This window comes from Clostridium sp. AF32-7AC (assembly GCF_003477925.1).
Classification (GTDB): domain Bacteria; phylum Bacillota; class Clostridia; order Lachnospirales; family Lachnospiraceae; genus Otoolea; species Otoolea fessa.
The window spans coordinates 277,907-301,085 of the sequence record NZ_QUEG01000003.1 but is presented as its reverse complement, the minus strand read 5'-3'; the positions used below and the strand labels follow the sequence as shown (position 1 = coordinate 301,085).

19 protein-coding genes are annotated in these 23,179 nt (G+C 48.5%); 10 read left to right on the top strand and 9 right to left on the bottom strand.

The genetic code is table 11. The features are described 5' to 3' along the window. Positions 1-19: 19 nt before the first annotated feature. A complete protein-coding gene (locus DWZ45_RS07015; protein ID WP_107000617.1) occupies positions 20-1,564 on the top strand; it encodes a PucR family transcriptional regulator in 1,545 nt (514 codons plus the stop codon). A gap of 87 nt (positions 1,565-1,651) precedes the next feature. Here DWZ45_RS07015 and DWZ45_RS07010 read toward each other — a convergent pair whose 3' ends face one another. The 5 genes from DWZ45_RS07010 to DWZ45_RS06990 all read right to left on the bottom strand — a co-directional run bounded on the left by DWZ45_RS07010 (position 1,652) and on the right by DWZ45_RS06990 (position 7,590). After that, positions 1,652-2,992: an amidohydrolase gene (locus DWZ45_RS07010; RefSeq protein WP_118468318.1), complete on the bottom strand. Its 1,341-nt coding sequence runs from the start codon at positions 2,990-2,992 to the stop codon at positions 1,652-1,654. A gap of 47 nt (positions 2,993-3,039) precedes the next feature. Continuing rightward, positions 3,040-3,945, bottom strand: coding sequence for a MetQ/NlpA family ABC transporter substrate-binding protein (locus tag DWZ45_RS07005; RefSeq protein ID WP_118468316.1), 906 nt, complete (start codon positions 3,943-3,945; stop codon positions 3,040-3,042). 76 nt (positions 3,946-4,021) lie between these two features. After that, positions 4,022-4,690, bottom strand: a complete 669-nt coding sequence (locus tag DWZ45_RS07000; protein WP_118468314.1) for a methionine ABC transporter permease — start codon at positions 4,688-4,690, stop codon at positions 4,022-4,024. Next, positions 4,687-5,712, bottom strand: coding sequence for an ATP-binding cassette domain-containing protein (locus DWZ45_RS06995; RefSeq protein WP_107000613.1), 1,026 nt, complete (start codon positions 5,710-5,712; stop codon positions 4,687-4,689). Before DWZ45_RS06995 ends, DWZ45_RS07000 begins: the two co-directional genes overlap by 4 nt. A 555-nt stretch (positions 5,713-6,267) precedes the next feature. Continuing rightward, positions 6,268-7,590 (bottom strand): sodium-dependent transporter, encoded by a 1,323-nt coding sequence (locus DWZ45_RS06990; RefSeq protein WP_118468312.1) that lies wholly within the window; start codon positions 7,588-7,590, stop codon positions 6,268-6,270. A gap of 314 nt (positions 7,591-7,904) precedes the next feature. On the opposite strand from DWZ45_RS06990, the gene DWZ45_RS06985 reads away from it, so the two are divergent. Next, positions 7,905-8,189: a helix-turn-helix transcriptional regulator gene (locus DWZ45_RS06985; protein WP_022360005.1), complete on the top strand. Its 285-nt coding sequence runs from the start codon at positions 7,905-7,907 to the stop codon at positions 8,187-8,189. Between the two features lie 83 nt (positions 8,190-8,272). Here the strand turns inward: DWZ45_RS06985 and DWZ45_RS06980 are convergent, their stop codons facing one another. Both DWZ45_RS06980 and DWZ45_RS06975 read right to left on the bottom strand, forming a co-directional pair. Then, positions 8,273-9,196 (bottom strand): LysR family transcriptional regulator, encoded by a 924-nt coding sequence (locus tag DWZ45_RS06980; protein WP_118468310.1) that lies wholly within the window; start codon positions 9,194-9,196, stop codon positions 8,273-8,275. 58 nt (positions 9,197-9,254) lie between these two features. Next, positions 9,255-10,139: a LysR family transcriptional regulator gene (locus DWZ45_RS06975; RefSeq protein ID WP_181357188.1), complete on the bottom strand. Its 885-nt coding sequence runs from the start codon at positions 10,137-10,139 to the stop codon at positions 9,255-9,257. Between the two features lie 651 nt (positions 10,140-10,790). On the opposite strand from DWZ45_RS06975, the gene DWZ45_RS06970 reads away from it, so the two are divergent. Both DWZ45_RS06970 and DWZ45_RS06965 read left to right on the top strand, forming a co-directional pair. After that, a complete protein-coding gene (locus DWZ45_RS06970; RefSeq protein ID WP_107000609.1) occupies positions 10,791-12,296 on the top strand; it encodes an alanine/glycine:cation symporter family protein in 1,506 nt (501 codons plus the stop codon). A 229-nt stretch (positions 12,297-12,525) separates the two neighbouring features. Next, positions 12,526-13,266 carry a YoaK family protein gene (locus DWZ45_RS06965; protein WP_118468308.1) on the top strand — a complete coding sequence of 247 codons (741 nt, stop codon included), beginning with the start codon at positions 12,526-12,528 and terminating at the stop codon, positions 13,264-13,266. Between the two features lie 131 nt (positions 13,267-13,397). On the opposite strand, the gene DWZ45_RS06960 is transcribed toward DWZ45_RS06965, so the two are convergent. Then, on the bottom strand, positions 13,398-14,210 hold the full coding sequence (locus DWZ45_RS06960; protein ID WP_118468306.1) for an ABC transporter permease: 813 nt from the start codon (positions 14,208-14,210) through the stop codon (positions 13,398-13,400). After that, positions 14,200-14,982: an ABC transporter ATP-binding protein gene (locus DWZ45_RS06955; protein ID WP_107000596.1), complete on the bottom strand. Its 783-nt coding sequence runs from the start codon at positions 14,980-14,982 to the stop codon at positions 14,200-14,202. The genes DWZ45_RS06960 and DWZ45_RS06955 overlap by 11 nt, the downstream gene beginning before the upstream one ends. Before the next feature lie 347 nt (positions 14,983-15,329). Here DWZ45_RS06955 and DWZ45_RS06950 point away from each other — a divergent pair, with 347 nt between their 5' ends. The 6 genes from DWZ45_RS06950 to DWZ45_RS06925 all read left to right on the top strand — a co-directional run bounded on the left by DWZ45_RS06950 (position 15,330) and on the right by DWZ45_RS06925 (position 23,178). Continuing rightward, positions 15,330-16,163, top strand: coding sequence for a carbon-nitrogen hydrolase family protein (locus DWZ45_RS06950; protein WP_022358927.1), 834 nt, complete (start codon positions 15,330-15,332; stop codon positions 16,161-16,163). Between the two features lie 112 nt (positions 16,164-16,275). Next, complete coding sequence (locus DWZ45_RS06945) at positions 16,276-17,391, top strand: helix-turn-helix domain-containing protein (protein ID WP_118468304.1); 1,116 nt, start codon at positions 16,276-16,278, stop codon at positions 17,389-17,391. 194 nt (positions 17,392-17,585) lie between these two features. Next, positions 17,586-19,175 carry a sensor histidine kinase gene (locus DWZ45_RS06940; protein ID WP_118468302.1) on the top strand — a complete coding sequence of 530 codons (1,590 nt, stop codon included), beginning with the start codon at positions 17,586-17,588 and terminating at the stop codon, positions 19,173-19,175. Positions 19,176-19,354: 179 nt separating this feature from the next. Beyond that, positions 19,355-20,413, top strand: a complete 1,059-nt coding sequence (locus DWZ45_RS06935) for an ABC transporter substrate-binding protein (RefSeq protein ID WP_118468300.1) — start codon at positions 19,355-19,357, stop codon at positions 20,411-20,413. Between the two features lie 189 nt (positions 20,414-20,602). Beyond that, positions 20,603-22,117: a sugar ABC transporter ATP-binding protein gene (locus tag DWZ45_RS06930; RefSeq protein WP_118468298.1), complete on the top strand. Its 1,515-nt coding sequence runs from the start codon at positions 20,603-20,605 to the stop codon at positions 22,115-22,117. 2 nt (positions 22,118-22,119) lie between these two features. Beyond that, a complete protein-coding gene (locus DWZ45_RS06925; RefSeq protein ID WP_118468296.1) occupies positions 22,120-23,178 on the top strand; it encodes an ABC transporter permease in 1,059 nt (352 codons plus the stop codon). Position 23,179: the final 1 nt, after the last annotated feature.

The window sequence follows — 23,179 nt, the reverse complement described above, 5'->3', positions numbered from 1 at the left end:
TAGAAGTAGGTGAGAAAATATGAAGCTTTCCGTTTTGACAGAGGCATTATCAGCTGAGAATATAGAAGAAATTCACATAAAAGATATGTCTCAGAACATTTGCCAAGTCTGTAATCTTTCATTGACGTCTGTAGCATTCACAAAAAATATTATTTATGTGGTAACAGCTCCGGTATTGTTAGAGGTAGGAGATGGCTGTCTGGAAGCCCCATCTATATTTATTCTTTTAGGAAATTTGAATGATTTTATTGATATGCAGAAACCAGAGAATTATATAATATATCAGAGTGATGCTCCGGGAGAAGTGTTTACAGCACTTTTATCGAAATTAAATTTGGAAAGTCGTATCTTGGAGGCAGAATTGGCGATCAGTCGTGCTTTGTTTGATTGTACGTCTATAAAGGATTTATTGGATGTTGCTGCTAGTATCCTTGGAAATCCTATTTTATTACAAGATTTTACAACAAGATTATTGGTACATTCGGCAAATGAAGTAATGGCTGCAGATGACGAGATATTAAATAGTGTATTTCGAATGGGATATGTGACAAGTGAACTATTTCAAAAATACGATTACGCTAACGTTCTGGAGCAAATAAAAAATACACCGCAGACGTTTCTTTTGAAATCACCCAAAAAAAGAGAACGTTTAATTTGCCGATTGATTGTAAATCGAAGATATTTTGGCTGGTTTTTAACGGTGGCTTATAATCATCCGTTCAAAGATAGTGATATCGAAATTATGAATTTTTTGTGTGGAGCACTTCAACTATTTCTTGAAAAAGAAAATATTTTACCTAATACAACACGAAGTGAAAATCTATTGCAAGAATTAATTCAGGATGCAAAATACTCAGAAGCAGAGTTCAAAAAACGGGCAGAAGGTTTTTCGTGGATGCTTCATGATCATTACTATATAATTGCTATTTCTGATAAAACCAGAAAGGCAGAGTCACGAATGATGATGTCATATAGAAATCATTTGTCTCTGATTTTCCCTGAAGCCATTATTCTTGAAGTCAATAGAAAACTGATTTTATTTTTTGATACAAAAGAGGTTGGAATATGCTTGAATGTGTTGGAAGCATTTCTGGAAAAATATGATTTGCTAGCAGTATGCAGCAATCAATTCCATAAAATTACAGATTTTGCATATATTCTTAATCAACTATTAATGGTTATAGGACTTGAAAAAAGTCTGCATTTTAATAAAAGCCTGATTCATTATCAAGATTATATTATGTATTGTGCTATAAAGAAGATTGGAAGGGAAGGACATATCCAATACTTTTGTATGCCTGAATTACTAGAGGTATTTAGATATGACCACAAATATGGTACTTCATTCGCATATTCTAAAAGAATTGCTTTAGAACTTGCTAGTGTAACAGCAGCTGCACAGAAATTGGGAATTCATCGAAATACAATGGAATATAGATTAAGAAAATTTAATGACTTATCAGGAATTTCAAACTATACGGCAGATATTGTAGAAAGGTTGCTATTTACATATAAAATATTGGATTTATATCCAGAAATACTAGAAGAAAAGGATATTTTGTGAGGGAGGAAAAGACAGGACGTGTTGCAATAAACAATATCTCCTGTCTTTTCTATAAAATATTAGAAATTTAGCAAATAATGAAATCCATTATGAATACGTTTCCGTCTTGATAAAGGAATCCATATATTTGATATACTCCTCTTTGGTAAAGATGGGCTGATAATTCGCCACAATTTCTTTTGCTTTCACAGCCCCGTCCCGAAGCAGGCGGTAAGCGGAGAGGGCGAAGATTTTTGCAGTGACCACATAGGCAAGCTCCTCATCCACGATATCGAAATCAACGGAGTGGAGGCCGCTTACCTTGCCGCCGGTGTTGAAGGTAAGGACCGGCTGCAGATGCTGTACATCCCCCACATCGGTGGAACCGCCGCTGTAGGCGTGAGTATCTTCCTGGACGATCTGGTAATCTTTTTCACTGTTTTGTGCGGCAATCTCAGAGGCTGCTAGGACTGATTCATCGGCTTTTTCACTCAGAGCCGGAAGGTATCCGGGCATAGTGGTGATTTCGCAGGAAGCACCGACGGCGATGGCACCTGCCTTGAAGGCACGGTCCGTTTTGGCAGCAGCATCGGCGATGGCATCCTTGTTGGCGGCACGTACCAGAGTTTCGATTACCACCTCATCCGGTACTACATTGACGAGATTTCCGCCTTTTGTGATAATGGGATGGATTCGGACATGGTCATCATCCCGGAAGGTTTCGCGCTGGTAAGCCAGGGCGGAAAGTCCGAGGGAAGCTGCATTTAATGCATTGACTCCCAGATGCGGGGTACCGGCTGCGTGGGCAGCCAGTCCTTTATAACGAATGACCTTGGAGACGAAACCATTGTTGGAGTGGGAACCGACACTGATATCTTTATCACCGGTGTGGTGGACGATATCCAGGTCGATGTCATCAAAAGCACCGATGCGGATGAGTTCACATTTTCCGCCGCCATATTTGATTTTTCCCTGGGCGGTCAGGGAGTTCTTGAATTCAATCTCACCATATTCCTCTGCCGGTACGGCGAAGAATACAACCTGTCCGTCCAGCTCTTTTTTTACATCTTCATTGGTCAGAGCCAGGGCTGCACCGATGACACCGGCCAGCTGGGCATGATGTCCGCAGCAGTGAGCTCCCTGAGTCTCCGGATTGGAATATTTATGTTCCGGGATGCGGAGCGCATCCAGTTCCCCGATGAGAGCCAGACTTACATTCGTTTTCTCTTCTTCATTTAAGTAGGCTTTGACACCGGTGACAGCCAGTCCTTCCTTTGTCTCAAGACCCAGATTTTTCATGAAAGAAGCAAATTTTTCTGCAGTTCTGTATTCTTTATAACCCAGCTCTGCATGGGTGTAGATATCTTTGGCGAATGCGATGATCTCGTTGCGGTGTGCGTCGATGATATCGACAATTTTCTGTTCGGTTTTATCTAAAATGAGAGCCATGTGAAATCCTCCTGTTTCCTGCTGGTGCCTTCCGATGCTGTTTCCTATTAGTTAAACAGTTCCTCCGGAACAAACCATAAACCATTGTTATTCTTGTCTAAATATTCTTTGAATTCATCGGAGTGGTAAGCAGCAACGATATCTTTTGCCCACTGAGCATCTTTATTTTCCTCTTTTACAACGACCTGCAGAATCAGATGCGGCAGAATGTCTTCCTGAAGAAGGGCAGTGGATGGATCGATTCCTGCATTGTATACAATACTTCCGGTGATAACCGCATAATCAAAGTCGTCTAAAACAGCTGGAATATTGGTGGAGTTCATTTCGGTAAATTCGATGTTGTAAGGGTTTTCCGTGATATCCGCCTGGGTGACAGTGGAGAGATCCACATCCGGGTTTAAGGTAATCCATCCGGCTTTCTGTAAGAGAACATAAGCGCGGGCTGTGTTGGCGGCATCGTCCGGAACGGCTACTTTGGCACCGTCTTGAATGGCGTCCAGAGAGGTTTCGGTGGCAGAAAAGATGGCAGCCGGAACGGTAGGAATCGGGGAAATCGGGACCAGGTTACCCTTCTGGGCTTCGTTGAAATTTTCGGTATAAGCGGTATGCTGCTCTACATTGAAATCGATTTCGCCGTCATTTAAAGCAAGGTCATTCTGGAGAAGGTCAGAGAAATCAACCTCGGTGAGTGTATAGCCCTCTTTTTCCAGAATTGGTTTGATGGCATCCTCAAATAAGACAGTGTACGGACCGGCAGCTTTTCCGTATTTGAGCTCCTTCTTATTAGAATTGGAAGCATCGGCGGAAGCAGCAGATTCGGTGCCGGAAGAAGCATCGGCAGTATCAGCAGCGGAGCTTCCAGCAGCACTCTTTGAGCAGCCTCCCAGAACAGCAGCTGCGAGGATCAGACCGGCGGTCAGGGTGGTTCTTACATAGGCTTTTACGTTTTTCATAATGGGGTTCTCCTTTTTTTTCGTTTTGTTATTTTGTATATAAAATAATTTAATAGCTTTTATGATATGATTTGGTTTACTGATGTGTCCGTCTCTTTTGTGACAGCCGGTTTCCCAGACTCTGGATGATCCAGACAAATGCAATCAGGATGAAAACAGTCGCAAACATCAGCGGGAAGTTAAAGGTCTGATAGCCGTAGGTCAGGGCGATGTTTCCGATGCCGCCGCCTCCGATGTAGCCAGCCATCGCAGTTGCTCCGATGAGGGCGATGGTTCCGGTTGTCAGAGCCAGGATAACCGAAGCAAATGCTTCCGGAAGCACAAAATGAACGATAATCTGGAACGTGGTCGCTCCCATCGACTGGGCTGCCTCGATGATGCCGCCGCCGACTTCCAGAAGCGATGTCTCAAGAAGTCTTGCTAAAAATGGGGCGGTATAGATAACTAATGGCACGATAGCTGCCCTGGTACCGATCCGAGTGCCGACGATGATTTTCGTAAAGGGCATTACACATACCAGAAGGATGATAAACGGTGTGCTTCGGATGATGTTGATGACGCCGTTTAAAATCGTGTAAAGCAATGGATTTTCCTTGAGCCCGCCTTTGCGGGTCAGCCATAAGACAATGGCGATGAAAAATCCGACGATGGAACCGATAATCAGGGAAAAACCGACCATATACAGGGTTTCCCAACCGGCCTTGATGAGTTTGTCTGGCGAAATGCCTAAATACTGCTGAATCATGGTAATACAACCTCCTTATATTCTTCGTTTGATTCGAGAATGTAGCGCTCGGCTTTTTTGATTTCCTCGTCGCTTCCGATGAAGAGGACGAGCATGATGCCGACGACGATGCCCTGAATAACGTTGATGGTGGAGTAGAGAATGTTGGTTTCCACCTCAAACCGCCGGTTGATATCCCAGAGAAGCGGCTCGGTGCTGTCTGTATTTTCCAGCTTGATGCGGAGAAGGCGGCTGTTCCGCGTTTCTCGGCGGATGCTCTCGACGAGCGGTTCCGGAATAACGTCGTGGATGAGATTGCCGACAAACCGTTTGGCGATATCGGACTGCGGGTCTGAGAAAACCTGGATGACAGAGCCCGTTTCTACGACTTTACCGAAATCCATGACGGCGACTTTATTACAGATTTTCTGGATGACATTCATCTCATGTGTGATAATCACAATTGTAATATGAAGAGTTTCATTAATCTTCTTTAGCAAATCGAGAATGGAATCGGTCGTTTTCGGGTCGAGGGCGCTGGTCGCCTCATCGCAGAGAAGAATCGACGGATTATTTGCAAGTGCCCTTGCGATACCGACGCGCTGTTTCTGTCCGCCGGAGAGCTGTCCCGGATAGTAGGACTTCTTATCGGAAAGTTCGACGAACTCCAGCAGCTCATTCACACGCGCTTCGATGTCTTTTTTGGGGGTGCCGTTTAGTTTCAGGGCAATCGCGACGTTGTCGTAAATTGTCTTGGATTCCAGAAGGTTGAACTGCTGGAAAATCATTCCGATTCCCTTTCGGAGGCTGCGAAGCTCTTTTGCACTCAGGCTTCCAATGTCCTTATCTTCAACGAAAATCTTTCCGGAAGTCGGTCTTTCCAGGGCGTTTACCATTCGGATCAGGGTGGATTTTCCGGCACCGCTGTAACCGATGACGCCGTAGATATCGCCCTTTTCGATTTCGAAGGACACATCCTTCAGTGCTTCAAATGCACCGTCTTTCGTCTGGAATGTTTTACTTAAATGTTCAAATCGAATCATTTCTGGTCTCCTTTAACTTTGTTTATCTGGGGAAGCACATTTTTAAGAGATAATTCCTGAAAAATGACTTCTGTATGTGTCGCGTTTTTTATACGAATGATATATCTGGATGCAATATAAATATTCAATTTTGCATACTGAAATATAAATGGGTACAAAAAAGGAGGTCTGGTTGTCCAGACCTCCTAAATTGGATTGTATCTATCACTTTCCAGTGAAAGCAAGATGAGAAAAACCTCATGAAGATATCATCCAGTTATCTGTCTGCACAACAAAAGTAAGAGTGTCACAGCAACAGCAGCACATACACTCCATACAACAACACATAGCAGACATAACTGAATAAGATGTTCTCATGATGGTTTCCTCCTTTCCTTAAAATTCATAAACGATTATAAAAATATATTTCCTACTTGTTTTGTGGGTTTTAAATGATAGTTCTTATTATAGCGCGGAAATGAGATTTGTCAATCATTTTTTTATTTCATAGGAAATTGCGTCCTAAGAAATAAAAAACGCTCCGCGAGAATGTGCCAAGGCACATTCTTTTTCATATCATCCAATACCGCCCAATGCGATGCCTAATATTAATACCAGCACACATACCGGAATATAAATATAGCGGCACACCGGTACAAACCATTTTGAAAATTTCTTTTCGCGACCTTTGTTGACCTGCGTTTCTGCATAGTCTTTTCCGAATACCCAGAAGAACATGATTCCGGCGAGTCCGGCACCGAGAGGGCAGATGTAGATGGAGAGAACGTCCATCCAGTCGGAGACGATGCCCTGGATTAACAGGGAGACGGCAGCTCCGATGATACCGATAACTGCGCAGGCAGGGACGCGGCCGAGGTGGAGTTTTTCCTGGACGGTGGCGATCGGTGCTTCGTAGAGATTGAGCAGGGAGGTCATCCCGGCGAAGAGAACGGCTACGAAGAAAATAATCGCGATCAACGTACCGCCCGGCATTGAGCGGATGAGGTTCGGGAGGTAGATGAAGAGAAGTCCCGGACCACCCTGATCAAGTTTTGCGCCGGTGGTTGCCATTGCCGGGATGATGACGAGGGCGGCGAGAATCGCGGCGATCGTATCAAACAGGGCAACCCGCGCGGCGGATGCCGGGATGTTTTCCTCATCGGAGAGGTAGGAACCGTAGATTAAGGTTCCATTTCCGGCGACGGACAGGGAGAAAAATGCCTGCCCCAGTGCGAAAATCCATGTTTTTGGGTCTGCGAGGATCTCAGGATCGATGCGGAAAATGTAGCGGTAACCCTGCATCGCACCCGGCTGGAATGCTACGTAGATGCCTAAAAAGACAAACAGGATGAAGAATACCGGCATCATCAGCTTGTTGGCGTTCTCGATTCCGCTTCCGACGCCGAACATCAGAATCAGAATGCAGAAGAAGAGGGCGGCAAGCTGCCAGCCATTGTTTCCAAATGCGGACGCCATCGAGCCGAAAGTAGAGGCAAAACCGTCTGTGTCGGCCGGGGCAAGCGTGGCACCGGTAAAGGCTCCGATGGCATATTTTAGGATCCAGCCCATGACGACGGTATAGCCGATCGCCATCGCGAGGGAACCGGCTGCCGGGATGAAACCGAGCGCGTCACCCAGTTTGCGCCTGCCGCGTGTCTCGCAGGCAGCGCCGAACGCGTCGATTGGACCGGAGCGGGTGCCGCGTCCCAGGCACATTTCCCCGATGACACCCGTGGAGCCGATCAGGGCGACGAAGATAAAGTACGGGATCAGGAACGAGCCACCGCCGTACAGGGAGACGCGGGTGGGAAACATCCAGAGATTTCCCATACCGACCGCCGAGCCGATACAGGCGAGGATGAAGCCCCACTTACTGTTGAAAGATTCTCTTTTTTCCATGAAATTGTAACTCCTCAAACATTATATAAGATTTGCCGCAAATATCTAGAAGTCCGCCGATTGGAAGCGGTCAGGCAGATGTTTGCATAAGTCCATCTATTATACCAGAAGAGAGGCATTGCTTTCAAGTGGCAGAGCGCGCGAATCGTATGTTTTAGGGGAAAAGGCGATCTAAAGTAACTGCCGGTGAACCGTTACAGGGAAATACCTTGATTTATAGGGTGGAAAGATGGTATTCTATAGAGGACGGCAGCGGCGGGCTTTGGGAGGGTGGCGCCGCGGCAGAGCAGATTCGAAAAGGAGAAGGTAGCACAATGAAAAACGCAAACAGGATTCCGGAGACGTTTCAGACGGATGCGGAATACAGACAGTGGATGGAGCGCTGGCAGCAGGAGGCGCGGGAGGCGACGATCGAGGGATTTAAGCAGAATCGTAAGTTAAACGGCATGACACAGACGGAGCTTGGCAGAAAGGCGGGGATTTCCCAGCCGAATATCACCCGCTTCGAGAGCGGCAGCTACAATCCGTCGCTGGATTTTATGGTAAAGATCGCAGCGGCGATGGGGAAACGGGTACAGATTACATTGGTAGATGAATAAGAGGCGTGCGCCGAGGCGCACAGGGACCATTTGGGGAATAAACAGGGGAGACAGCGGTGTGTGTGAGGCTGTCTCCCCTGTTTTTAATGAGTGCATTTCAGCGACGATTCAATAAACCGTGAAATCATATTCCACTCATAGCTCTGTTCCAGCCACGCAAATTTGATCGGGTACCGCGCTTCTTCCCCGAGCGTAAAGACATGGAGTGTATCCAGCTGTTCCTTGCTGAGAATAGAAAATGCGAGGTTTTTTGGGCTGATGCAGGCACCTTTTCCCATCGCGCAGAGGGCAAGCAGGGTAGCGATGTTGTCAGAGCAGGCATGAACCGAGGGGACGAAGTTGTCTGTCGCGAGGATATTCCGCCCGATGCGTCCGACTAGATCATGTTCACGGTTTAGGAGAAACGGACATGGAGCCAGAAGGGAGTAGCGGTGATGGCGGCTGACTTCCTGGATAATGGCTTCGGTCTGTTTGCCGTAAATGTTCTGCAGCAGGGCAGTGGAGACGATGAGAACCATCTCTTCCTCATAGAAATCCCGCAGAATGATGCCGGGAATGCGAACTGAAAAATTGGCGATCGCCAGATCAATTGTGCCGTCCAGCAGGTATTTTTGCAGCACATCGTTGGAAGATTCGACGAGTTCCACATCCACGCCGGGATATTCCTTTTGAAAGGCGGCGATCAGCTCCGGCATGATGGCGTGTCCGCGCGTGAATGCGATGCCGATCCGCAGTTTTCCTGTCTGGTTATTTAAAATATCGCCAAATTCGTGAAGCATACAGTCATATTTTGTATTAAATTCCGTTGCATAGCGCAGAAATACCTCCCCCGCATAGGTAAGCTCCAGCGGGATGTGACGGATTAGGAGCGGACATCCAAGCTCCCGCTCGATTCCGGCGATATGGGCGCTTAATGTCTGCTGGGTAATATGCAGCGCATCGGCGGCCCTAGTGAAGCTGCGGTTTTTCGCAACCGCGGCAAAATATTCCATTGATTGAAAATTCATATTCGAATGACTCCTCTTTTCCCAAAACTTTCATCTTAAGTTTCTAAAAAGCATCTGACTATAAAAGTGGCCCTTCTAACTCAAACACCGTCCGCTGCAGCTGTGCGATCAGCAGGCTGGCAGCTGGGGACGCTTTTTTTGCTGACGGAATCCGGACACCGAGCACGCGCTCCATCGGCGGATTGAGCGGCAGCCGGACAACATTTTTAGAAATATCACGGACAACCAGCTCCGGCAGGATGCAGACGCCCAGGTTGTGGCTGACCATCGCGAGCATGGAGTAGGTGTTCTGCGAGGTAAACGACGGCTTTGGCGGTGTGATGCCGAGCTGCTGGAACTGGCGCAGCAGGTCATTTTCACCTTTTTCTTCTATATAAGAAACCTTGGGGAGATCCTTTAAGTCAAAGCGCTCATATTCAGCATAAGGGGAATCGTTCGCGCAGACAGCCAGGTAGGGTTCTTTTTTCAGGGGAAGCCAGTCCATCTTTCCGTCCGGGTGGGGGCCGACGATGCCGAAATCGATGGAGCTATTTTCCAGCCATCCTTCAATCTCCTGTGAACACCCCTCCAGCACTTCAACGGTCATATCCGGGTAATCGGTAAGAAACTTTTTGAGGGCGGGCGGCAGCCATTGGACGGAAGCGCTTAAGTAAGCGCCGATCCGGATGTGCCCGGTCTGGACACCCCGGATGGAGGCAGCTGTCTGATCAAAATATTCCGCCGCTGCCAGCGTCCGCCGGATCGGGGAAAGCAGTGCCTCGCCGTTCCGCGTCAGGGCAAGTCCTCTCTGGGAACGCGAAAACAGGGAAAACCCGAGTTCTGTTTCAATATTTCGCAGCATATGGCTTGCCGCCGACTGTGTGTAACCGTTTTTCTGGGCGGCACGCGTCAGGTTATTTTCTTCTGCAATGGCTAAAAAAAGCCGCATATCTTTGAGATCCAAAAAATACTCCCTCCATTTTCGTAATAAGCGTTCGGTCTGATTCATAAAATGTACAGAGCTGACAGATACCAAAGGAGGATGAGAAGATTTGTAAGAATTATGTAGAATACGAATCTGATTCATACGGAATATCCGGGCGGATTACATGGGTGCGTGTGCGGCGGACATTCATTCCGATGGCTCTGCCAAGTGTCCCTAGTATATCATATTCGTGAAAGAAATGGGAGAAAAAGATAGAAATATGCCTACGATCTCAAATACAACATAAAAAATTCATCTAAATGAAACACACAAAAAGTTAAAAAATAAACAAATGGTAAACAAAATTCATGAAACTCCGAAAGAAAATGGACAAAATTCTGAACGGGAGTCTAACGGAAAATGGCGCAGTTGTAGACAAAATATCATGATATCTTGTGCATTTATACTAATTGACGCTCGAAAAAGTGCAATTTATTTCATGAAAAAAACAGAGGGATTCATGATTCTATGCTATATCATGAAAACTCTGCATAATAAATTCAAATAATTTTGTTGAACAAATTTCACTTTAGTGATATAATTTTTTCAAAAGCAAGAAGTTTTTTGAGCGAATTGAAAAACTTGCTTAGCCAGCGCGCGGCACTACATCAAATAAAGGGGGAACTTTATATGGAAGCAATTAACAACATCGTCAGTATGTTGAACGGACCCATTTGGGGCGTTGGAATGTTAGTTCTGATTGTTGGTAGTGGTTTATACTTTACAATCCGTCTCGGCTTTTTCCAGTTTGTTCATTTTAAAGATATGTGGAGCCGAATCATTGACAAGTCGGAGTCTGAATCCGGTATTTCTTCATTCGCATCCTTCTGTACAACCATGGCGATGCGTGTTGGTACCGGTAACGTAGCCGGTGTAGCCGTAGCTCTTTACATGGGCGGACCTGGCGCACTCTTCTGGATGATCATCGCTGGTATGACAAACTCTGCTGTTTGCTTTACTGAGTGTACATTATCCGTACTTTATAAGAACCGTATCGATGGTCAGTATCGAAGCGGCGGCGCTTACTGTGCTGAGAGAGGTCTTGGCTGGAAAGCTTATGGTACCTTCTATGCAGCATTCTTCGGACTGGGCGTTGTATTATTCATGCCGGCAGCAGCTACCTTTACAATCTGCGATGGATTTAAGAACGCTTTAGGTATTCCGATGTGGATTTCGGCTCTGGTTATCGCACTGGCTATGGCAGTTGTAGTTATGGGTGGTGTTAAACGAATCAGTTCTGTAGCATCTATGCTGGTTCCGCCGATGGTAGGCATTTACCTGATTGCAACCGTTGTTATCTTAATCGCAAACGCAGGTCAGATTCCGAGCGTTATCGCTCAGGTTGTATCCTGTGCATTTGGTTCCAAAGAAGCTCTTCTGGGCGGCGGCGTTGGTATCGCTATCCAGCAGGGTGTTAAACGAGGCACATTCTCATCTGCATCTGGTATGGGTGAGTCCATGCCGACCGCAGCAGCAGCAGAGACCAGCCACCCGATTAAACAGGGTATGGCAAATGCAGCTGGTGTTTGGCTGGATACCGTTATCGTATGTACCGCTTCTGGTCTGATGATGCTCTTAAGCGGATGCTACAATACACAGTTTGGTTACATCGGTGGTACCGGTGCAATGCACGATCAGATGGCTCAGTTAGCAGCAGATGGAACATATGGCGTTATTTTCGTTCAGAATGCTTGCAGCACCGTTATGGGAAGTATTGCTCCTCTGTTCATTGCTATCATGCTGGCTCTGTTCTCCTTTACATGCTTAATCAGCTACTATTATGAGGGCGAGACTTCGGTTCTTTACCTGTTCCAGGGCGATGATAAAGCAGCTACCCGTAAAGTAGTTATCAGAATTATGCAGATTGTTATGCCTATCCTTATCTTCATCTGGGGCAATATCGATTCCGGTCTGGCTTGGAATCTTTCCGACCTTGCACTTGGTGGATCTACATGGATCAACATGTTAGTTGTACTGCTTCTGTCTCCGAAGGTATTTGCACTGTACAAAGACTACGAAGAGCAGATGAAAGCAAAGAAAGACCCGTACTACAACCCGGATAAGCTTTGCTGGAAGGGCGTAGACGTTGAGATGTGGAAAGACATCAACAAAAAACGTATCGCAGAAGATAAATAATCGGATGTGAATCGTTACATATTATTAGATATAGAGTTTAACTCCTAAAGTCTAATATAAAAGGCAGTCCCTGTCGTGTGGCAGGGGCTGTTTTTTTGGGAGACTATCCGGAGTGATTTTTTTGCCATTATATAGATAATGTCTATGATAGAAATGGTAATTTTTTGTAAATTGTCATTGACGATCCAGCCGCCGCGCGATACAATCAACCGCGAAAGGCGGTAATGGTATGGTACAGAAAGTGATTCGGGATCGCCTGGATGCGATCCTTCATTGGAATATATCCCTGGTCGGGGGATTTCTCGGAGCCTATGCGATTTTGCTTCATGCCGGAAACTTTGGCTCCGCTCAGACAGGCAACCTGATGGAGATGGGAGCGGAACTGGTATCGATGGAATGGTTTAACGTCCTTCTGCGTCTGGCTGCGCTGGTGCTGTTTGGACTGGGCGTGGCATCCGCATATCTGCTCACGAACTTTACGAAGATAAACATGCGGAAACTTGCCCTCTGGGTGGATGCGGCTGCGCTGGCACTGGCATCGATGCTGCCGCTTGAACCAGCGCTGGTCGGAATTTATCCGATTTTCTTTGCATCCGCATTTCAGTGGGGCGTCTATTCCGGTGCCGACGGATTTAACAGTGCGACGATCTTTATGACGAACAACTTCAAACAGTCGGTGCTTGGCTGGCTGCAGTACGGTCTGACAAAGGATAAGGAATTTAAGAGAAAAGCAATTCTTTATACCTATACGGTCATCAGCTTTTTCCTGGGTGTGGTACTCGGAGCGTGGGCGGTCGGTCAGTTCGGAATCTACAGCGCCTATGTAGGCTTTCTGCCATTGGCGGCTGCGAGAACCTTTATCGCGGTCGGTACGGCTCCGCTTGAAAGCGAGACTCCGGAGGAGACGGCAGTCGAGGCGGCAGAGGAGATGGAAGAAGCAGAGAAGCTGGAGAAGGAGCAGAAGCTGTAAAGTCTGTTCCCTGCAAGGTTTCTACAAGATGCAGGAAAGAAAAGCGGCAGGAAACAGGCCTTGGCGGGAACAGGATGCGGAAAAATGCAGGCGCTTAAGAACAGCAAACGTGAAGCAGTGGACAGATTGCTTTAATGCTGGTGATATTGCTGCTGTAGAAATTTTCCCAGTATTCCTACTACTTGATATAGCGCCGCAGACATAATACATAAAAGAATAATACTCATCACAACCATATCCATCTGGAATACCTGTGAGCCGTAGATGATCAGATATCCGAGTCCCTGTTTGGCAGCGAGAAATTCACCGATGATGACGCCAACCAGGCAGAGACCGATGTTGACCTTCATGTTGGCGAGAATCAGCGGGATTGAGCCTGGCAGCAGGACTTTGGTTAAAATATGAATCCGGTTTCCTCCGAGGGACCGGATTAATTTGATCTGGTCGGGATCCATCGAGGAAAATCCGTTGTGGAGTGTCAGGATCGAGCCGAAGACAGCGACCGAGATGGAGGCAACGATGATCGTGCGGATGTTGCTCCCAAGCCAGACGATGAGAATCGGGGCGAGGGCGGATTTCGGCAGACTGTTGAGCATGACGAGATACGGCTCCAGAATCTCTGAAAGATTCCGGCTCGACCAGAGGAGAATCGCGCCGATCAGCCCGCAGAGGATGACCAGTGTAAAGCTGATCAGCGTTTCATAGAGCGTCACACCGGTGTGGATGAGGATGCTTTTGTCCTGCATCATCCGCAGGAAACAGCGCACGGTGCGTGACGGGGAACTGAAAATAAACGCGTCGATGAGCCCCAGTCGGGCGCTCATTTCCCAGCATATTAAAAAGAAAACGAATAAGAAAATCCGGCAGAAGAGAACCAGACGGCGCCGATGGAGCTGGCGGCGGAGGTAGGCTTTCTGGGCGGTGGATTCTTTCTTACATTTCATACTTTTTGCCCTCCCCTTGCAGTGTTTTCCATAGTTCATTGAAATAAAGAGAAAAAGCCGGATCATTCCGGCGTTCCAGCGGTCGGTTAGCGGACAGCGGGAAGGTAACCGGCAGGATGCGGCAGATGGTTCCGGGGCGTTTAGTCAGAACCAGGATGCGGTCGGCGGCACTCACGGCTTCGGAGAGGTCGTGGGTGATCAGAATCGCTGTTTTGCGGCTCTCCCGGATGATGGTGCTGATATCGTCGCAGACGGTTAAGCGTGTCTGATAATCGAGCGCCGAAAATGGTTCGTCGAGAAGCAGAAGCTCCGGTTCCAGCGCCAGTGTCCGGATCAGGGCGGCGCGCTGGCGCATTCCACCGGATAGTTCGGAGGGGCGGGAATGCTCAAATTGTTCCAGTCCGTAGATTTTTAAGAGCCGGTGGAGGCGGTCTTCCGCGGCATGATCCATTTTTTTCTGAATTTCCAGCCCGAGGGCAGCATTCTGGATGATCGTCCTCCACTCGAAAAGTTGGTCGCTTTGCAGCATATAACCGATGCGGCACTGGCTTTTCGAGAGCGGAACCCCATTTATAAGAATGGAACCTTCTTCCGGCGGCAGGAGCCCGCTGATTAAGGAGAGCAGCGTGGATTTTCCACAGCCGGACGGTCCGACAATGGCGATAAATTCGCCGGTTTCTACCTGAAATGATATATCAGAAAGGGCTTTCGTCTCCCCGGATATCGTGTGGTAGGAGTAGGAAAGCCCGGAAACTTCCAGAATGGGCGGCATAAGCAAATACCTGGGTAACTGTGTATCAGTGGGACAGTTACGCTCCTTGAAACATTCTTACTTTATAATATGCGGAAGTGAAAAGCCGGGTTACTGTACACGGGTAGGCACTTTTGGAACCGAAAGTGCCGTAAGAAAACGTGGTGGCAGCAGGAATTTGCCGTATTGAAATGCGAAGCCACGGCAAATTCCGTTACTGGACACGTATGCGTGTACAGTAACAGCCGGGTTACTGTTCGCGCATACGTGCCTTGCATTGGTTGACCCGTGTGGAAAAGAGATGCTATAATAAAATATAGGTAATTGTGGAGAGAAAAGCGCTTATAGACAGGATACAGGGGGTATTTATGATACGCAGATATACAGTGGCATTGATGCAGATGGATACACAGAATGATAAAGGAAAGAATCTGGAGACGGCATGCGCCTGGATTGACGAGGCGGCGGCAAAAGGGGCGAAGCTTATCTGTTTCCCGGAGGTGATGAATCTGATCGGCAAAAATATCGGTGAAGGCGGCGGACGCGAGGAAATTCCAGGGTACACGACCGAGCGCCTCTGCGCGAAAGCGAAGGAACACGGCGTCTATATTCACGGGGGCAGTATCACGCAGGCACTTCCGGGGGAAAAACGATCGGCAAATACGAGTGTGCTGATTTCGCCGGAGGGGAAGATTCTGGCGACATACAGCAAACTGCATATGTTTGACATCACGCTGGCGGACGGCACGCCGTACCGGGAGTCGGACCGGGTCAAACCGGGCGATTCGATTGTGACGGTGGAGACGGAGCTGGGCGTTTTTGGAATGTCGATCTGCTATGATGTGCGTTTTCCGGAGATTTACCGGCTCATGGCGCTTCGCGGGGCGCAGGTTATCTTTGTTCCAGCGAGCTTTACGATGCCGACGGGAAAGGATCACTGGGAGGTTCTTCTGCGGGCGCGGGCGATCGAGAACGGCTGTTACATCGTGGCACCGGGACAGATTGGACAGAAACCGGCGTATGCAGCATACGGCAACAGCCTGGTGGCAGATCCGTGGGGAACGGTGATTGCACGGTCAAAGGATGCACCGGGGATCACCTATGCGGAGATTGATTTAGATTATCTGGATAAGATACGGAAGCAGATTCCGTCGCTGGAAAACCGGCGGAGTGATTTGTATGAAGTGAGTGAGAAGAAGTAAGGTGTGAATATTTTCAGCCGGCAAAATGGCGTCTGGACGGAAATGAAAAACGGGTGTATTCGGGCAAATGGATAAAAAGGACAGAGAAAAATGGAGTCCAGGGGGGAAAACCATGGTAAAGGTGTTTCTGGTAGAGGATGAGGTGATCATCCGGCACGGTATACGGGATAATATTGACTGGGCGAGCCACGGATTTGAATTTGCGGGGGAGGCGGGCGACGGCGAGTACGCGTATCCGCTGATATTGAAGGCACAGCCGGATATTCTGGTAACGGATATCAAGATGCCGTTTATGGACGGGCTGGAGCTGAGCCGTCTGGTGAAAAAGGCGCTTCCGCGCACGCGGATCATCGTGCTCAGCGGCTACAATGAATTTGAATATGCAAAAGAGGCGATCAAGATAGGAATCAGCGATTATCTGCTGAAGCCGGTATCCTCGGCGGGACTCATCGATGCGTTGAAAAAGGCGGCGGACGAGATCCGGGAAGAGCGGGAAAAATCAAAGCTTCTGGAGAGGTATTTTGTCAGCTACGAAAAATATACGGAATTTCTGGATAAAACGGATTACAGCGGTGTTGACCGGAAGCTCATCAACGATTTTTTAAAGCTCGGCTCAGTCGAAGAGTGCAGTCCGTTTGTCGAGGAGTATTTTGCAGCGATCGGTGAACATAATTACAAATCGCTCTTGCTGCGTCAGTATATGACGATGGATATTTTTTACTGTGTGCAGGAGTTTTTGAAGAAATTGAAAGCGGAGCCGCCGGAGGTTCCGGAAAGCGTGGTTGACATAAAACGGGTTCCGAAGGTGATCGAGAGCGTGGAGATGACGAAAGCCTATCTGATCGAGGCGTTTACGGCTGCCCTGCAGGCGCGTGACCGGGCATCGAACGACCGTTATGGCAGCGTGATTCGGGATGCAAAGGAATATATCCGGGCAAATTTCAGCCAGAGCGACCTGTCGCTGAACCGGATTGCTGCGCACATTGGCGTCAGTCCGAGCTATTTCAGTTCGATTTTCAAGCAGGAGACGGGGCAGTCCTTTGTGGAGTATCTGACGCAGGTGCGGATGGAACGGGCATGTGAACTTTTGAAATGCACCTCCTACCGGACGTCCGAGATCGGGGAGCAGGTGGGATACAACGATTCACACTATTTCAGCGCGGCGTTCAAAAAAGCGATGGGGCAGTCGCCAAAAGAGTATAAGGCGAGCCAGACGCGGCAGGAGTAAGGAAGGTATGTACTCTCGGAGTCTTTCTGCACTTGCTTTTGTGGCTGATTTTCCGCCAGCCGCACCCGAATTTCATCAACGTACGCACCGCGTACGCCTCAGAAATTTGGGCACAACTGACAAAAAATCATCTCACAAAATCAAGCACAGAAAGATTCCGAAAGTACATAGGTGTTCAAAAAGGGAGGAAAGATATGGGAGTGGAGCAGGGGCAGATTGGAAAAACAGAAGGGATGGCAGAGGTAAACAAAAATCAGGATCCGGGCGCGGATTCATTATCCGCTGCCCGTCCATATCGCCCTCTTTCTCTCCGCGCCCGTCTGATCCTTCTCCTCTTCGTGATTGCTATTCCATTAACAGGCATGGCGCTCGGATTCCAGAAGATGATCGCCTCCTATTCTGCTTCCTACGACGCGATTCTGGCAAATCTCAAGACGGCGAATGAGTACAACATAAAGTTTAAATCGGATATGGAGTATTCGATGTACCGTGTTATGATCGGGCTGATCGACGCGGAACAGTTCGAAAATGGAGATATTGTCGAGGGCGAGACGAAGTATGCGACGGTGGTCAAGAATCCCCACAGTCTGATTGCATCGGCGAGACAGGCGTTCGGAACGACGATCGAGCGGGAAGCGGGGTCGGACTGTGATATCAAGATAAGAGGTATCCTCTCCTGTCTGGATTCCCTGGAGCGGGCAGTGGATAAGATGATTGGAAATGCCGCCGCCGGTGGATATTACGATGAAAATGTCAATATCTGGGAGAATGACATCCAGGGTCTGTGCTCGATGATTCAGGATTACATCACGCAGTATACCTATTATGAGATGATCAACATGGAGCAGCTTCAGAAAGAGCTGAAGGTGCAGATGGCGGATCAGATGCAGAGCTATCTGGCGCTTCTTCTGGTGGTGCTGGTGGTCGGTATGTTTCTGGCAGTCACGATCACGAAATCCATCACGGAACCGCTGCAGCAGTTACAGAGGACGGCAGAACAGCTCGGCCGCGGGAACCTGAATGCGAGGGCGAGAACGGGCGGACTGGAAGAGATCAACGTGCTGGCACGGGCGTTTAACCAGATGAGCGACCGCATCCGGCGGCTGCTTGATAAGACGAGGCAGGAGCAGAAGAACCTGCGGGAGCTGGAGCTGCGCCTCCACCAGGAGCAGATCAGTCCCCATTTCCTCTATAATACACTTGATTCGATCGTATGGATGGCAGAGGGCGGCAACAACCGCCAGGTCGTGGAGATGACGACGGATTTAAGCGACTTTTTCCGCACGGTTTTATCGGGCGGGCGCGATTTCATCACGATCGAGGAGGAAGAATCACACATCCGGAGCTATTTAAAGATTCAGAAGATCCGGTACGAGGACATTCTCGACTATTCGATCGAGATCGAGCCGTCTATCCGGCGCCGGATTGTGCTGAAAATGCTGCTGCAGCCGCTGGTGGAAAATGCCCTCTACCACGGCATCAAAAATAAGCGCGGCGGCGGATGCATTGTGATCCGCGGCTATGAGGATCGGAACGGGCTTGTCTTTGAGGTGGAGGACGATGGGATTGGCATGGATGAGGTGGAACTTGCCGCCGTGCGCGCCAAGCTGACCCTGGAGCCGGAAGAGGAACTTGCCCCGATCGGCAGCGGCGGATTTGGGCTACATAATGTGGTGCAGCGGATTCAGATGTATTATGGCGATCAGGCTGAGATCCTGGTTGAATCTGAAAAGAATATCGGCACCTGCTTTAAGGTTTATTTGGGAAATCAAAAAAAATCATAACTTTTTCAAAAAAAATTGTATTTTTTTAAGGGTACACCTGGAAAAACACAGAAAACGACAAACATCTCAAAAAAATAATATACCTTTTTCCAAAGATGCCCCGTATCCATGATGCGGGGTGCTTTGTTATAATAAATACGCAAAAACAAATATATTGGGTCTTATAAGGAGGAAACAGTATGAGAAAAAGATTAGTGTCCGCAGCTTTAGCAGCAGCAATGGCGTTATCCATGACCGCTTGTACAAGCAATCCGGCTGAGAAAGAGACGGAGGCAGCAGCTCCGGCTGATACAGAGGCAGCAGAAGAGGGCAAAGAGAAAGAAGCGGCAGCAGACGGCGATCTGATTACCGTAGGTTATGCACAGGTTGGTGCTGAGTCTGACTGGAGAACAGCCAACACCGAATCTTTCAAATCTACATTTACTGAGGAAAATGGTTACAAACTGATTTTCGACGATGCACAGCAGAAACAGGAAAATCAGATTAAGGCAATCCGTTCTTTCATCCAGCAGGGTGTTGACTACATCGTAGTTGCTCCGGTTGTTGAGACTGGCTGGGAGACCGTTCTGGAAGAAGCAAAAGAGGCTGGTATCCCGGTTATCCTTTCTGACCGTCAGATGCAGCTTTCTGATGACAGCCTGTATGAGGCATGGGTAGGCGGAAACTTCGTAAAAGAAGGCGAGACCTGCGGCGACTGGCTGGCTAAATACTTAGAGGATCAGGGACGCGGTGACGAAGAGATCAACATGGTTACCATTCAGGGTACCATCGGTGCATCCGCACAGGTTGGTCGTACGGAAGGTATGGACAACAAGCTGAAAGAGCACTCCAACTGGAAGATGCTTGACAGACAGTCTGGTGAGTTCACCCAGGCAAAAGGACAGGAAGTTATGGAGTCCTTCTTAAAGAGCTATGATGACATTGACGTTGTTATCTGTGAGAATGATAACGAGGCATTTGGTGCCATCGATGCTATCAAGGCAGCAGGCAAGACCTGTGGTCCGGAGGGCGACATCATCGTTGTAAGTTTTGACTCTGTAAAGGCAGCTTTCGAGTCTATGATCGCTGGCGACTTAAACGCAACCTTCGAGTGCAACCCGCTTCATGGTCCGCGTGTAGCTGAAATCATCCAGAAACTGGAAAAAGGCGAAGAGGTTGAGAAGATTCAGTACGTAGACGAAGCATACTTCGATACAAGCATGGATCTGGAAGAAATCTTAAAGACAAGAGCTTACTAATTCGGTTTTGAATGGTATTTTTAAATGTTAATAATCGGACAGGCAATCGCTTTTGACCGTAAGTGAATGAGTGTCAGACCGGAGGTTTCGGCGGACGGCAGGCACTTGGCAATCAGGAGGCGCGGGGCTGGAGGCTTAGGTTTCCGTCCCTGCGCTTCCTTTTTCAAAAAATAAGGAGGCAAAGCTTTTATGGAAAAGGATTCCGTTCTTGAGATGAGGCATATTTATAAGACATTCCCGGGTGTAAAAGCTCTGCAGAATGTGGATTTTACCTTAAAAAAAGGCGAAATTCATGCCCTGATGGGGGAAAATGGCGCAGGAAAATCCACGCTGATCAAAGTCCTGACGGGTGTAGAGGAGTTTGAAACAGGGGAAATCATGATAGACGGCTGCGATCATGCGATCATCAACCGCAGCCCGCAGGAAGCACAGAACCGGGGCATCAGCACCGTGTATCAGGAAGTCAATCTCTGTCCGAACCTGACGGTTGCGGAGAATCTGTTTATCGGACGCGAACCGCGAAAAGGCGGATTGATTGACTGGAAAACAATGAATAAAAAGGCCAGCAAACTGCTGCAGGACCTTGACATACATGCAGATGTAACACAGACGATTGACAATTATTCCATTGCAATTCAGCAGATGATAGCGATCGCCCGTGCAGTCGATATGTCGGCAAAGGTATTGATTCTTGATGAGCCGACCTCCTCCCTCGATGATGGAGAGGTAGAAAAGCTCTTTAATCTGATGCGCCGCCTGAAATCCGAAGGTGTCGGCATCATATTCGTTACCCATTTCCTGGAGCAGGTGTATGCAGTCTGCGATAAGATCACCGTTCTTCGGAATGGGCAGTTGGTAGGACAATTTACGACGGCGGAGCTTCCGAGAGTCCAGCTGGTTGCCAAGATGATGGGAAAGGATTTCGATGATCTGGCAGCGATCAAGGATTCCAAGAGTGAGGAGAAGCATGGCGAAGAGGACATCGTTATCAAGGCGGTGGGACTCGGAAAGAAAGGATACATAAAACCGTTTGATCTGGTGATTCACAAGGGTGAAGTTGTCGGATTTACCGGGCTTCTGGGTTCGGGACGTTCTGAGACGGTCCGTGTTCTCTATGGAGCGGAAAAGCCGGATGAGGGCGAACTGAGCGTCAAGGGCAGACCGATCGCGGCGCGCCACCCGCTGATTTCGATGAATGCCGGCATGGCATATCTGCCGGAGGATCGGAAAAACGAGGGTATCATCGCGGATCTATCCGTGCGTGAGAACCTGATCATGGCACTTCAGGCAAAACGCGGTATGTTCCACCTGCTCAGCCGCAAGCAGCAGGAAGAATTTACCGATAAATACATTGATATGCTGCAGATTAAGACCGCCAGCCGTGAGACACCGATCAAATCACTCTCCGGCGGCAACCAGCAGAAGGTAATCATCGGACGCTGGCTTCTGACCAATCCGGATTTCCTGATTCTGGACGAGCCGACCCGTGGCATCGACGTCGGAACCAAGACAGAGATTCAGAAACTGGTCGTAAAACTGGCAGAACAGGGCATGGCAGTCGTGTTTATTTCTTCCGAGATTGAGGAGATGCTCCGTACCTGCGACCGCATGGTTGTTATGCGCGATGGTGCAAAGGTAGGAGAACTTTCCGAGGATGAGATGAACCAGTCCAACATCATGTCAACCATTGCAGGAGGACAGTAGCTATGAAAAATATGACGTTCAAAAAAATTACCTCGCAGAGGCTGTTTCTTCCGATTTTCTGCCTTGTGCTGGTATTGCTGGTAAATATCGTCACGACGCCGAACTTCTTCGCGATTGAGGTGCGGAACGGCGTTCTCTACGGATACTTAATCGATATCATCAACCGTGCGTCAGAGCTGGTGATTCTGGCAGTCGGCATGACGCTTGTCGTATCGTCCTCCGCTGGAACGGATATTTCCGTCGGCGCGATCATGGCGGTCAGTGCGGCAGTCTGCTGCAACCTCTTAACTGGCGGCGAGCGCGCAGCAACTGCATATGCCAATCCGCTGATTCTTGGCTTCCTGGCAGCGCTCATCGTCGGTGCGGCGATCGGCTGCTTCAACGGTTTTCTGGTTGCAAAGTTAAACATCCAGCCGATGGTAGCGACTCTTATCATGTTTACCGCCGGGCGCGGTATCGCCCAGCTGATCACGGATGGACAGATCACATACGTGCGCGTGGACAGCTACCGTACCTTGGGCGCTTCCCTTCCGGGATTTCCGGTTCCGACCCCGTTTATCGTGGCGGTTGTCGTTGTGGCACTGACTTCGTTACTTTTGAAGAAAACGGCACTGGGCATGTATATCCAGTCGGTCGGAATCAATAAACGTGCGTCCCAGCTTGTCGGCATCAAATCGGTCATGATTATTTTCCTCACCTACGCGTACTGTGGACTCTGTTCCGGTCTTTCCGGTCTGATTGCTTCCAGCCGTATCTACTCGGCGGATGCGAATAACATCGGTCTTAATATGGAACTGGATGCGATCCTGGCAGTTGCCATCGGCGGAAACTCCCTTGGCGGCGGTAAATTCTCGCTGGCAGGTTCCGTCATCGGCGCGTATACGATTCAGGCGCTGACGACCACCCTGTATGCGATGCACGTATCCTCGGATCAGGTTCCGGTTTACAAGGCGATCGTGGTTGTCATCATCGTAGCACTCCAGTCACCGGGATTCGCTAGATGGAGAAAATCTCTGGCACAGAAAAAAGAACTGGGCGCGGCAGGAAAGGAGGCGGCATAAA

Coding starts and splice junctions, on each gene's coding strand:
- DWZ45_RS07015 (WP_107000617.1), top strand. CDS start 20: ATGAAGCTTTCCGTTTTGACAGAGGCATTATCAGCTGAGAATATAGAA.
- DWZ45_RS07010 (WP_118468318.1), bottom strand. CDS start 2,992: ATGGCTCTCATTTTAGATAAAACCGAACAGAAAATTGTCGATATCATC.
- DWZ45_RS07005 (WP_118468316.1), bottom strand. CDS start 3,945: ATGAAAAACGTAAAAGCCTATGTAAGAACCACCCTGACCGCCGGTCTG.
- DWZ45_RS07000 (WP_118468314.1), bottom strand. CDS start 4,690: ATGATTCAGCAGTATTTAGGCATTTCGCCAGACAAACTCATCAAGGCC.
- DWZ45_RS06995 (WP_107000613.1), bottom strand. CDS start 5,712: ATGATTCGATTTGAACATTTAAGTAAAACATTCCAGACGAAAGACGGT.
- DWZ45_RS06990 (WP_118468312.1), bottom strand. CDS start 7,590: ATGGAAAAAAGAGAATCTTTCAACAGTAAGTGGGGCTTCATCCTCGCC.
- DWZ45_RS06985 (WP_022360005.1), top strand. CDS start 7,905: ATGAAAAACGCAAACAGGATTCCGGAGACGTTTCAGACGGATGCGGAA.
- DWZ45_RS06980 (WP_118468310.1), bottom strand. CDS start 9,196: ATGAATTTTCAATCAATGGAATATTTTGCCGCGGTTGCGAAAAACCGC.
- DWZ45_RS06970 (WP_107000609.1), top strand. CDS start 10,791: ATGGAAGCAATTAACAACATCGTCAGTATGTTGAACGGACCCATTTGG.
- DWZ45_RS06965 (WP_118468308.1), top strand. CDS start 12,526: ATGGTACAGAAAGTGATTCGGGATCGCCTGGATGCGATCCTTCATTGG.
- DWZ45_RS06960 (WP_118468306.1), bottom strand. CDS start 14,210: ATGAAATGTAAGAAAGAATCCACCGCCCAGAAAGCCTACCTCCGCCGC.
- DWZ45_RS06955 (WP_107000596.1), bottom strand. CDS start 14,982: ATGCCGCCCATTCTGGAAGTTTCCGGGCTTTCCTACTCCTACCACACG.
- DWZ45_RS06950 (WP_022358927.1), top strand. CDS start 15,330: ATGATACGCAGATATACAGTGGCATTGATGCAGATGGATACACAGAAT.
- DWZ45_RS06945 (WP_118468304.1), top strand. CDS start 16,276: ATGGTAAAGGTGTTTCTGGTAGAGGATGAGGTGATCATCCGGCACGGT.
- DWZ45_RS06940 (WP_118468302.1), top strand. CDS start 17,586: ATGGGAGTGGAGCAGGGGCAGATTGGAAAAACAGAAGGGATGGCAGAG.
- DWZ45_RS06935 (WP_118468300.1), top strand. CDS start 19,355: ATGAGAAAAAGATTAGTGTCCGCAGCTTTAGCAGCAGCAATGGCGTTA.
- DWZ45_RS06930 (WP_118468298.1), top strand. CDS start 20,603: ATGGAAAAGGATTCCGTTCTTGAGATGAGGCATATTTATAAGACATTC.
- DWZ45_RS06925 (WP_118468296.1), top strand. CDS start 22,120: ATGAAAAATATGACGTTCAAAAAAATTACCTCGCAGAGGCTGTTTCTT.